The organism is uncultured Sanguibacteroides sp. (assembly GCF_900543425.1).
Lineage (GTDB): Bacteria > Bacteroidota > Bacteroidia > Bacteroidales > Marinifilaceae > Gabonibacter.
Genome location: NZ_UQRQ01000018.1, coordinates 18,380 through 30,282, shown reverse-complemented (window position 1 = coordinate 30,282; position 11,903 = coordinate 18,380). Strand labels below are relative to the sequence as shown.

Genomic DNA, 11,903 nt, shown 5'->3' with positions numbered 1-11,903 from the left:
GATGATTTCGTTTCAGCATCCGGGAAGTCGGCATGAGAGGATTAAAAGATGTTATTCGTTTTTTAGCGCTTCGACCGGATTTCTTGTTGCCGACCGGATACATTGATACAATGTAGTCAACAACACGATGATTGACATGAGTAGTAGGGAAATGCCGAAAATCCACCAGCTTAGGGTAATGGAGTATTCGAAATTTTGTAACCAATGTCTCATAACAAAATAACTCAGGATAATTCCGATGGGGAATGCCGGTAGTATTCGAAGCAGGATGTATTTGTTCAGATCGTATATGATCTCGTTTATCTGGGCTCCCATTGCCCGGCGTATACTGATCTCTTTCCGCTTCTGGCGGGTTACAAATCCGCTTAAGGCCAATAAACCGAGTAAAGCTAAGGTTATCGCCAGAATCGATCCGCTTATTAGAATGCGGGATGTGATCTCATCCTGCTTGTACTGGTATAGAACAGCATCACTCATGAGGATGAACGTATAGGGTGTTTTGCCAAAGTATTTTTCTAGAACGCTGTTGACATTCATTTTGGTTTTCTGGTAGGTACCGGGTTTAAACTTTACCGCGAGAGTCCAATAGGTCGTTGCGTAAGCCGTATAGGCTAACCGCTCGGGTTTTTCCCGGGCCGATGTTTTTATGTCTTTGGCTATTCCGATAATTTTGAAAACTTGATCGTTGAAAATGATATTTTGTCCTACAGGTTCTTTTAATCCGAGATCTGCCACGGCTGTTTCCGTCAGAATCAGGCTTTTGGAGTCTGTCCGATTCTCGTGGATAAAATCGCGACCTTCTAAAATCGGAATCCGGAATAGACTGAAATAACCGGGTCCCGTTCTTCTATTACATATACTTAATTCCTCTTTTTCGGATTGTCCCATTTTTCGGATACCTTCTTCGCTACATCCATTCAATGGATCTTCTTGACTAATAGCTATATTTTCTATTTCGGGGTATTGTAACAGATCGGAATATAATCCGTTGTATTGGGATAATTGGGAGGCGATTTTTACTTTCAATATGTTCTCGGTCTCAAATCCCAGGGGCATAGCTTTCATAAAATTCAGTTGTCGCCAAACAACAAGCAAGGCTGAAATACAAAATATGGCGATAGCGAACTGTATGACGACAGAGGTTACGGTTAATTTATATTTTCGTAATGTTGATTTGGAAATTAACTCGGCGGGATTAAAGCGAGACAGGTAATAGGCCGGATAACTGCCGGCAATAAAACCTACTAACAGGAAGAGTAGGATAAAATTACCCCACATAAACCAACCTATACTTAGCTCTTCCGGCAGATTGAAATTAAGCAATAGGCCAAACCTACTTGAAAAAGAGAAATATAATATAATGGCAATCAGGAAAGCGATGGATGTAATGATAAAGGTTTCTCCGAATATCATACAGGCAATATTGGTTCGGCTCGCCCCGTTTGTTTTACGTATGCTGATTTCTTTGGAACGTTTTTCTCCCTGAATGATGTAAAGGGAGATAAAATTGGAGAGAGCTATCGCCAAGATAAACAGCGTGACCAGAATGATGAATGTAAGATTTGTTTTATCCGCTTTGCGTTTTAAATCATAATCTGCTTTCGTCCGGATATGAATGTCCAATAAGGGTTCCATTGAGCTTCCGAGCTCATAGTTGTTGGAGATGAATCTTGTTTCTAGTAACTTTTTATTTATCGCGTTGCATTTGCTGATAGCTGCTTTTTGATCTATTCCCGGACGGAATTTGATATAGGTATGATAGGCTAGACCGTACCAATCGTATGCTGGTAATTTGGTAATCAAATCAAAGTTAAAGTGTGTATTAGCCGGTATATCTTCTATGATGGCTACTATTTTCAGTACTGATTTATTATCATCGTCTATTAAACTTTTTCCGATAAGATCGGTTTCTGTGCCGAAAAAACGATTTGCCGTGGAACGGGTAATAATGCAAGTGTTGGGCTCGTCCAGTGCTCCGTTCGGATGTCCGTTTAAAAATTTGAAATTGAAAATCTGCAGGAATGTCGAATCTACCATGTATGCTTTTACGCTGTTTTTTTCTCCCTCGTTGTTTCTTAAATTTAGTGTATTAGGATTATATAATCTGCTGGCAGTTTCTACTTCCGGAACCTCTTTCATTAATCTGGAGGCTAAAAGGTCGAGGTTGGTCGCGTAATATTCTGTATGTCCGCTTTCTTTCCATGCACACAATATTTTATAGATCCGGTCCGCATCTTTGAAGTGTTTATCATATGAAAACTCGAATTTGAGGTATACCAATAAAAATAGAGCTATAGCCAATCCCAGGCTTAAGCCGGTAATATTGATCCATGTCAATCCTTTATTACGGAAGGTTGTCCTGAGTATACGAGTAAAGTTGATCATATGCAATTATAACTATAGTGTATGTGTTCCTGAATTATCGTACAATTGCATCAAAAGTTGTGCTATTCTTGTTGTTGATTGATAATAAGGGTGTTGTGTTTACGAAATATGGGTTAGTTGTCTAATTCTTTAACATGAAATGTATGATATGTTTACACTATTGGGACTGCATGTGTTGAAAGATAAGGTAAGCTATCAGGGGATGCGGAGCGATATGCAATCGGAAATATTCTCTCTTTATTTTATATTTTAGAACCAAGTATACCCATTTTCTTGTCGTTTGTTACCGGATTTATTTTCACCTCTTTTTTCGAAGATTCATATGATTACCTGATCATATAGCGGGATAAATGTATCCGATTCTTTCCTGTACGGGATCTCTTTTTCCGGTATAAAAAATTCCCAGATTCTTTCAAGGAAAGATTTAGAAATCAGTCTTAATCTGAAGGGGACGGTTATTTGTACAATATTGTCATTACTCTTTACTTTAACTTTGTATTCTTGTGATATGTAATTGTCTTTATTGACCATTATGGTAATAGTGCACTCCCCTTCTCCTACGATTTTTAATTTGAATCTTTGCTCTTCATATTCACCCGATACATCTAAATTACCGTCTTTTTCTACTTCGCATACATTCGTATTACTGGATGTTGCTGTAATTTGGGCATGATGTGTAATTGTTTTTGGAGAAACCAATACTACTAATTGAACTATATCTCCTACAGCTGCAAAGGTAGAAGTACTACAACAAGTTATGAATAGTAATAAAATAACTTGTTTAATAAATAATGTTTTTTTCATTTTATTGTTTTTGGTTGGTAAGTAATTTTTTTAATCGATTATCCCGTTATATTTGAATTAAGAATAATATAATTATTTTAGTAAAATAAACGAAACGAATATAATATAAAATGTTTATAAAAGCAAAAGGGATAATTGGGGGTATCGATTCTGTGTAATATATGAGCTTAATAGTTTGAGGAGATGCCTTGTTTAAGTGTGTTCGGTTTATGAATGAGTCGTTTTTTTAATAATTATTCTATCCAATTGTTTATAAGGAGAGGGCCGATGTTGGTAATGATGGATTCGGGATGAAATTGCAGACCGTGAATGGGAAGGGTCGGGTGATAGAAGGACATGATATGTCCCTCTTCATCGATGGCACTAACTTTTAGGGTGGGAGGAAGAGAGGAAGGGGTTACCGTCCAAGAGTGATAACGTCCGATAATCGCCTGGGGTGGAAGATTACGATAGATCGGATCTTCCGTATCCTGAATAATTAAAGGGCTTTCGTGTCCATGCCTGGGAAAAGGTAATTGTTCTAATTTTGCCCCGAAACTTTCCGCAATGGCTTGATGACCCAGACATATACCTAAAATCGAATGGGTAGTTTTACATTGCTTGATAACACGAATCAAGTCTCCGGCTTCTGAAGGTATGCCCGGACCGGGAGAAAGCAGTAAACCGTCGTATTGGCTTAGTTGCGAGAAGTCAATGCAGTCGTTTCGAACGATGTCGAATCTACATTTCCCGTTTTCTCTTAAGAGTTGAACCAGATTATACACGAATGAGTCGTAATTGTCGATAACCAGAATATTTTTCATGTTTGAAGCTCTCCTTTGCAGGGACAAAAATAGGGAAAACAGGTCTATTTTAGTTTTTTTCACCGGTTTAAATGATAAAATTGAATACCTTTGATCCGGAATTAGGGGAGAATGGTGGAAAACGATGCGATAAAATTCGGATTATGAGTAAAAATAAAAACTGGTTATCTCTTTTTATTACGAACTATTTGGGAGTATTAAACGATAACTTCCTGAAGACTTTGGCATGTTTTATATGTATCGCTTGGGTCGGAAAGGAGTATGAATCGATGATCGTTACCTTAGCGTCTGCCGCCTTAGTAATACCTTATTTGCTATTTTCCCCTTTAGCCGGTCGGTTGGCAAAAATTTATAAGAAGCGTAAAATCGTTGTATGGGCGAAATTTGCCGAACTATGGATTATGGTGGTGGCAGGTATAGGATTACTGACGACATCGACCTCTGTCGTACTGATTGCTATTTTGCTGATGGGATTACAGAGTGCGCTCTTTTCTCCTTCCAAATACGGGTTGATTCGAGATATCGGAGGTGAGGAAGGTATATCTTTCGGATCGGGAGCCATGGAGATGTTTGCTTTTGTCGGGATATTATCGGGAACCTTATTAGCTGCTTTTCTTTCCGAGAGTGTGAGTATTTTAGGGTTGTGCGGGTTATTGTTTCTGGTTGCTTTGCTGGGGTGGATCGGTAGTTTGACGATTCGGGCCCGGGAGAGTGAACCGTTGAAAGAGAGTCATGAGACTTTGAATCCGGTTAAGTTCGTCCGGGACATGTATATCCGGGCAAAGGATTTTAAAGGATTGAATCTGATTATTATTGGATTGGCTGTATTCTGGTTTATCGGCTCGATGATTCAGATGACTCTGATCGTCTATTGTCGGGGAGAGTTAGGTATGAGTGATTCGGAAACCGGTATGGTCATGTCGTTGGCTGCCGTCGGAATAGGGGCTGGGTGTTATCTGGCCGGTGTATTTTCTCACCGGGAAGTAGAACTTGGACTGGTCCCCTGGGGAGGGATCATGACCGGAATTGCTTTTGCAATTATTTTCTTGTTTAATCTGCAGGGAATTGCTTTTGCCTTATTGGTGTTTTTAGCCGCTTTCTGCAGCGGGATGTATAAAGTGCCTTTGGATGCTTGGATACAGGCAAATGTGAAAGGGAGAGAGCTGGGAGATATGCTGGCTTATTCCAACCTGATTACTTTTTTGTTCATGCTTTTTGCCTCGGGCTGTTTCGGTACGATGGAGATGTTGTGGGATACCAAATATATATTTTTGTTTTTAGCGATCCTGACTTTTTTCATGACTTTTGTTTTGTATAAGCGGGTGAAAGAGGTGAGGGAAAGATTTAAGAGTTTAAAAATACGGAAATAATGGTAAGAGTATTTGCTGCTATATATCGTTACCTGTTGGCATTGAGGTATAGAGTGAAATTGGAAGGAACCGAGCTTTTGACTTCTTCTTCGACGAAGTTGTTTTTGCCCAATCATCAAGCGACGGTTGATCCTCAATTGGTTTTTGCCCATTTATATAGATACACGAAGGCTTCTCCTTTAGTGACGGAGGCTTTTTGTAAAGTTTGGGTGCTGAAGCCGATATTTCGTTTGATGGGAGTTGTATCTGTTCCGGATCTGGAAAAAAGCCGGAAAGAGGTAGAGGTGGTTGCCAATCTTTATAAAAACGTACTTGAGGCTCTCGCCCATCATCATAGTATGTTGATTTATCCGGCGGGTCAATTGGCCGGGCAAGGATACGAACGGATTTATAATAAACAAAGTGCTTGGCAGGTGTGCCGGCAATTACCGGAGGGTACCCGTATTATTGGCGTACGCATTCGGGGATTATGGGGAAGTATGTGGTCCAGGGCTTGGAGCGGGGAGTCTCCTGACTTTTTATGGACTTATTTGAAGGGGATTTTTTATGTTTTGGCTAATGGCATATTCTTTTTACCGCGAAGAAATGTTACGATCCGTTTTTATGATATTACCGATACGGGACGAGAAAAAGCGGCTGAAGGTCGTCAGGAATTTAATCGTTATTTGGAGGGTTTTTATAATGCAGAAGGCGCAGAACCTGTTTTGTTCCTGAAGCATTTCTTTTATTCTCCGGCTTTAAAGCGTGTATTACCGAAACATATTAAAGGAGCAGACCTAAAAGAGCATGATGGAATCAGCGAATAGAGTCAGGGAATTAATGAATCGGGCAGGTGCGTCCGGAAGTCCTTTTCTTTTCGGAGTTGACTTCGAATTGACACGCGGTTTTTTTGTCGAGAACCCGTTAGAACAACAAAAGATTCTTTTTGATGTACGGGGAGTTTCTAACGTGGAAACAGTCAAGGTTAATGGAGAAAAAAAGCCGTTGATGAAAAAACCGATTGACTTTGAAGAGTATGAACGTAAATTCAGAGAGGTAAGGAGAGGATTGATGCGTGGAGATTCTTTTTTGTTGAATTTAACGGTGGCCACGGAGGTTGAAACCTGTTGGTCTTTGGTAGAGATATTTCATCAAAGTCGTGCTTTATATCGGTTATGCATTCCGGAAAATTTTGTTTGTTTTTCCCCGGAGCGCTTCGTGTTGATAGAGGAGGGCAGGATCTCTTCCAATCCGATGAAAGGAACTATTGATGCCTCTATCCCTTTTGCCGAGAAGATTATATTATCCGATTATAAAGAGCGTTCGGAGCACAACACGATAGTGGATTTGATTCGTAACGATTTGAATCGGGTGTCGGAACAAGTACGACTGGAGCGTTTCCGGTACATAGATCGTTTACATACCAGTAACGGAGATATCTTGCAGGTCAGTTCGGAGATTGCGGGTACATTGCCGGATCACTATGAAGCTTTTCTGGGAGATATCGTGTTTGCCTTGTTGCCGGCCGGGTCTATATCGGGAGCCCCCAAACCTTCCACGTTGCGTATTATATCTCGTGCAGAGGGAGAGAAGCGGGGATTCTATACGGGAGTTTTTGGCCTGTACGACGGGAAACGTCTGGATACGGCCGTTATGATTCGTTTTATAGAGGAGAAGAAGGGAAAACATTATTTTCGTAGCGGGGGAGGAATAACGATTAACAGCTCTTGCCGGAGTGAGTACGAAGAGGTGTTGGAAAAAGTATATTTACCTTTTTAATCGTAAACAGGATGCCAACATTTATTGAAACTATAAAAGTGATTGACGGTGAATTTTGTGATTTTTCGTTCCATGCGGCTCGAATGAGAGAAACCTCTTTCGCTTTTTTCGGACAAAAAATTGTTTTTGTACCGGATGAATTCATTCTTCCCGAAAATCTGCGGAAGGGTGTTATAAAGTGTCGGATTATTTATGATTATGCTATTCGGAAAATTGAATTTATTCCTTATCATTTTCGGAAAGTAACCAGTTTGAAATTAGTGGAGGACAACGAGATTGTTTATCCCTTTAAGTCTACGGACCGGGATGCTTTAATGCGATTGTCAGACGCTCGGGGAGATTGTGATGAGATTTTGATCGTGAAACACGGGCAGATAACGGACACGTCATTTTCAAATGTTGTTTTTCAGGCTCATGACGGTCTCTATACTCCTTCTGCTTTTTTATTAAACGGGACCCAACGTCAGCGTCTGTTGCGGGAAGGTGTTGTTCGCGAAAGAGAGATTCGTGTTGCGGATCTTTCCGATTATCAAGGAGTATTTTTGATCAATGCTATGATCGATTTATCGGATCGAATATATGTTCCCGCGGGACGAATCTATTTTTCTTGATAGTGATATATCCGTTTGCTGTTGATAAAGGTAAGCTCTTTTGTATTGTAATTGATATATGCTTTGTTCTGGTAATTGGTGAGGGGTGTTATTTCCAGTGCGATCATATCTTCGGATAGCTGATACCAGTTCCCTTTTGCTTTCCGGGTAGAGTTGGACAGCATGTTGAATATGGTGAAGGTATAGGTATAATCCGGATGGAGGTTCAGGGTAAATTTATCCGTCGGTTGTTGGCGGTTAGGAATCAATGCCACGTATTCTCCGATAATCTTTCTTTGCGGATCGCATTCGTTTACCGTGTCAAAGCGAATAAAATCGGTCAGAGTCAATTGGAATGTTTGACTTTTCTCTATATCGTTTGAAGAAGAGAGTAAACCTTTGAATATTCCTAATATACTTGTATTTGTATTTTTTTGAATTTTCCGGTATTTTTCAATAACCTCTTTCGCAACACTATCCATGGTAATAGTTAATTCGCTTCCTGTGGCACAATCCACGAGAACCGGATGATTCCGTTTAAGCGAAAACTCTCCGTTGAAGTAATGTGGTACGGATAATTCGATTTGTGCCGGAAAAGTGGTATGCTTCGGCTGTTGTTCCTCTTTTGTTTTCTGTGGTTTGCAACCTGATAAAAAGAGGGTAATGAAGCAAATGCTTACGATTCGTATTGTATTCATATCATTTCGTTTTCTGGGTATAACGGAATGACAAAGATAAAGTTATACCAGTCCCATTTTCTTTAAAAGAATGGAAGCATTCATTGTTTTACTGATACCCGGTTTTAATTTGTAATCGTAAGCTATTTCCGTCCCGGAATGTGTGATTTCAAAGCAGTTGTTGATAAAATGTTGAGGGGAGGTATCCGCCAATTTTCCTAACTCTAAATCGTGAGTTGCGATTAAACCGGAAATAGGGAGAGACAGTAATTTTTGTAGAAAAAGGCGTGAACCGTTTAATTTGTCAACCGAGTTGGTTCCTTTTAGAATTTCGTCTAAAATGATAAAGAGCTTATCTTCTTTTTCGGCTGTTTCAATCAGCTGTTTCAAGCGTAATAGTTCCGCGTGGAAATAGGAGGTACCTTCGGCCAGATTATCGGCTGTTCTCATGCTTGAAAAGATTGCTATGGGTTGGAAACGGAATGTTTTGGCACATACAACGCAACCGCAATTGGCCAAGATCAGGTTTGTACCGATCGTACGTAAAAACGTGCTCTTCCCTGCCATATTAGCTCCCGTGACAATATAGAATTCATGCAAACGGGTCACCCGGAAATCGTTGGTTACTCGCTGTGAGACCGGAAGCATCGGATGGCCGATCTCTTCTCCGCACAAGATCACCTCGTCGTCAGGAACGGGAAAGATGTAATCGGGATGGTTGAAACGGTAATTTGCGAAACTTACGAGTGCATCTAATTCTCCTGTTGATTCTAACCATTCCGGAATGGAAGAGGCATATTTTTCTTTCCATTTGGTTAATCGGCGGATAAGATGAACATCTTTCATAAAAAGTCCATTTAACAATATAGTGGCCAGTATATTGCCTCGTTGGTCAAAACTTTCCGACGTTTTGTGAAGTGAACGGAATGCTTCTTCTGCATTGTATTTCTGTTCGTATAGTTTGTAATGTATCTCTTTCAGTCGTTCCGAATGTCTTTTCCTGGATCGAACGTGTTGCATTAATTTGTGGAGATTGCTGAATGAATGGATAAATTGATCCAGTTGTTGTTGGACCCGGTTTATTTTTTTTACGGAAGAGAGTACGATAGTTAATTGAATAAATGATAGCAAAAGCGGTAAAGAAAAGGGTATAATTGAAAACAGACATAGGCTCCAGCCTGCTATTGTCACGATCGGAAGACAATAGGACAGTTTGATCATTACGGTAGGGAGCTGTAATCGCTCTTCGGACCATTCCCGTATCTCTTTTACCGCGATACCGGACAGTTTATGGCTGGCACCGATGGCTCTGAAACTATGACACCAGTCCGGGTCTTCGCTTAACTCCTGAACGGATTGCTGTCTTTGAATCAACCTTTCTTTTGATTTTAGTGGAGAACGTAGCCAGTCGGATAGTTGTTGAGTTCCGTTAGGAGTAACGGTCCGGTTGACGGATTGAAAAAGTGAGTTTTCGCCGAATAGATCCAGATCATGAGAGTAGGCATGTGATAAATCCTTGAAGTTGTCGCCCCTGGATAAGTGGGTCATGTCTCCTGCCAAATACTCCACCTCCGTTTTTGCGCAATGACGTAATTCGGTGTAGTAAGTTATTTTTTGTAATAATTTAGTTTCCGCATAATTGATATAGATGAAGAGAATAACGGAAAGAATTCCGGTACATAAGGCAAAAATATTTCCTGTTGCAAACAGGGAATATAAAAAGTAGATGATGAGTAAAAAGAGTATAATTTTGGTGCACGTAATGTAGTTACGCGTTACTTTCAATTTTTTTACCTGTAGGGTTGATTCTGCTATTTTATCTTGATAATATAATTCTGCATGCATGGATATAGGATTTTTACAAAGATAATTCAAAATGAGAAATAAACGGGATTAAGAGCTTTTTTTAGCAGGTATGTGTTGGAAAATCCAGGCCAGACTGATTCCAATCAGGGCCCCGACAGTTGCTTCCGTGAATCTCAACAGACCGTTTAGCAAAGGAGGAATGTCCGGAGACATGATAGAGACGATCATGATTACAACCAGGGTGATAGCGGCCATTTTACTACCGTCTGGAAGTCCGATCGCCATGCATAGTAAATCGAGTATAAGTACGGAGATCACCATTCCTATAATGGTAAAAGGGAACCAGGTAAGATAAGCGTAAGCAATACAACTTCCGATAAATGTGCCTGCGACTCGTAGCCATCCCTGGTGAATGGATGTTTTGAAATCGTCTTGAAGTACTACAATTCCGGAGATAGCGGCAAGCATTGCTCCCATGTATCTGGATCCTTCATGGAAGCTTCCCGTAATGTACGCTCCCAACAGGTAAGAGAGCAGTACCGCAATACTTTTTGCTATGGCGGGTCCCGGTTTAATGCGGGTTAAGATTGTTTTTATCCGAAATTTCATACTCTCTTTTATCGTCAGACTTAATGAAAAGTTGCACTTTAGGGTCTTTATATCATCAAGGTCCGAGAGTATTCGGAATATTGGCCGGTAACGTAATCGAAGCGGATTTGTCCGTAGTTACCGGTTGAACGGATGTTTTATCAATTACTCATGCGGTTTTTTACAAGCAGACTGAAACGTTTCGGAACATCCGTTCTGAAATTCATGACCTGACCGGTCGAAGGGTGAATGAATTTTAATTGCCGGGCATGTAAGGCCAAACGGTTAATCGGGTTGCCGTGTGCACCGTATTTTGAGTCTCCGGTTACGGGATGTCCGATTTCAGCCATATGAATACGGATCTGGTTCTTGCGTCCGGTTTCCAATTCGAGTTCGACCAAGGAGTATCGGCGATTGGATTTTATCACTTTATAATGGGTAACAGACCATTTTCCACGATCGGAGGTGTAAACATTCATGGCTTCATTTTCCTGAAGATAGGTCGATATTTGATCTTCTGCTTTTTCCGGTTCTCCTTCGATGACAGCCACGTATTTCCGTTCGAGAAGCATTTCGTTCCAGTGTTGTTGCATCCTTTCCTGAGTTTGCTGATTTTTGGCGAACATCATCAGGCCGGAGGTTTCTCTATCCAACCTGTGAATGATGAATATACGGTTTTGGGGATCACAGGATTTTACGTAGTCACTTAAGATATGGTAGGCTGTTTTCTTTTTTTCATTTTGAGTAGCCATCGAGAGCAGGCCACTTTTTTTATTGATAATGATAAGATCCGAATCTTCATACACTATGTCCATGTGCGGACTGGAAAATTCAACGCTACCTTTTTCCATGTTTATGGAAATGTAATCTCCCGGTTTTAACGGTTCGTTGAATTGTGTCGTTACTTGGCCGTTTACATTAACCTGTCGGTTACTTAAAATGGATTTTACGGTCGTTCTGCTCTTTTCCGGAAATTGTTTAAACAAATAGGACAAGAGTTCTGCCTCCTCTTCAACCGTAAATTGACGAATTTGAGGCTTGTGGGGTGTATGTTTTCGGGGATTATTGGTTTTATTCATGCTGCCTTTTATTTGCGGCAAAAGTAGTAATAAAAAGTGACTT

General features: G+C 40.4%; 11 protein-coding genes. 4 read left to right on the top strand and 7 right to left on the bottom strand.

From position 1 onward, the window contains the following. Window positions 1-51: 51 nt before the first annotated feature. From QZR76_RS10435 to QZR76_RS10425, 3 genes are all read right to left on the bottom strand, one after another. Window positions 52-2,385, bottom strand: a complete 2,334-nt coding sequence (locus tag QZR76_RS10435; RefSeq protein ID WP_294142755.1) for an ABC transporter permease — start codon at window positions 2,383-2,385, stop codon at window positions 52-54. 318 nt (window positions 2,386-2,703) lie between these two features. Then, entirely contained in the window at window positions 2,704-3,189 is a 486-nt protein-coding gene (locus QZR76_RS10430; protein WP_294142754.1) for a hypothetical protein, read from the bottom strand. Between the two features lie 233 nt (window positions 3,190-3,422). Continuing rightward, window positions 3,423-3,992: an aminodeoxychorismate/anthranilate synthase component II gene (locus QZR76_RS10425; protein WP_294142753.1), complete on the bottom strand. Its 570-nt coding sequence runs from the start codon at window positions 3,990-3,992 to the stop codon at window positions 3,423-3,425. A 143-nt stretch (window positions 3,993-4,135) separates the two neighbouring features. Between QZR76_RS10425 and QZR76_RS10420 the strand changes: the two genes are divergently transcribed. The 4 genes from QZR76_RS10420 to QZR76_RS10405 are packed head-to-tail and all read left to right on the top strand — an operon-like array spanning window position 4,136 to window position 7,731. Next, entirely contained in the window at window positions 4,136-5,362 is a 1,227-nt protein-coding gene (locus QZR76_RS10420) for an MFS transporter (RefSeq protein WP_294142752.1), read from the top strand. Beyond that, complete coding sequence (locus tag QZR76_RS10415) at window positions 5,362-6,168, top strand: 1-acyl-sn-glycerol-3-phosphate acyltransferase (protein ID WP_294142751.1); 807 nt, start codon at window positions 5,362-5,364, stop codon at window positions 6,166-6,168. Before QZR76_RS10420 ends, QZR76_RS10415 begins: the two co-directional genes overlap by 1 nt. Continuing rightward, window positions 6,152-7,120: an aminodeoxychorismate synthase component I gene (locus QZR76_RS10410; RefSeq protein ID WP_294142784.1), complete on the top strand. Its 969-nt coding sequence runs from the start codon at window positions 6,152-6,154 to the stop codon at window positions 7,118-7,120. Before QZR76_RS10415 ends, QZR76_RS10410 begins: the two co-directional genes overlap by 17 nt. An 11-nt stretch (window positions 7,121-7,131) precedes the next feature. Further along, window positions 7,132-7,731, top strand: coding sequence for an aminotransferase class IV (locus QZR76_RS10405; protein WP_294142750.1), 600 nt, complete (start codon window positions 7,132-7,134; stop codon window positions 7,729-7,731). Here QZR76_RS10405 and QZR76_RS10400 read toward each other — a convergent pair. The 4 genes from QZR76_RS10400 to QZR76_RS10385 form a co-directional block, all read right to left on the bottom strand. Continuing rightward, complete coding sequence (locus tag QZR76_RS10400) at window positions 7,719-8,408, bottom strand: hypothetical protein (protein ID WP_294142749.1); 690 nt, start codon at window positions 8,406-8,408, stop codon at window positions 7,719-7,721. The genes QZR76_RS10405 and QZR76_RS10400 overlap by 13 nt on opposite strands. Before the next feature lie 42 nt (window positions 8,409-8,450). Further along, complete coding sequence (locus QZR76_RS10395; protein ID WP_294142748.1) at window positions 8,451-10,232, bottom strand: DNA mismatch repair protein MutS; 1,782 nt, start codon at window positions 10,230-10,232, stop codon at window positions 8,451-8,453. A gap of 48 nt (window positions 10,233-10,280) precedes the next feature. Beyond that, on the bottom strand, window positions 10,281-10,802 hold the full coding sequence (locus QZR76_RS10390) for an FUSC family protein (RefSeq protein ID WP_294142747.1): 522 nt from the start codon (window positions 10,800-10,802) through the stop codon (window positions 10,281-10,283). 140 nt (window positions 10,803-10,942) lie between these two features. Next, a complete protein-coding gene (locus QZR76_RS10385) occupies window positions 10,943-11,860 on the bottom strand; it encodes an RluA family pseudouridine synthase (protein ID WP_294142746.1) in 918 nt (305 codons plus the stop codon). Window positions 11,861-11,903 lie beyond the last annotated feature (43 nt).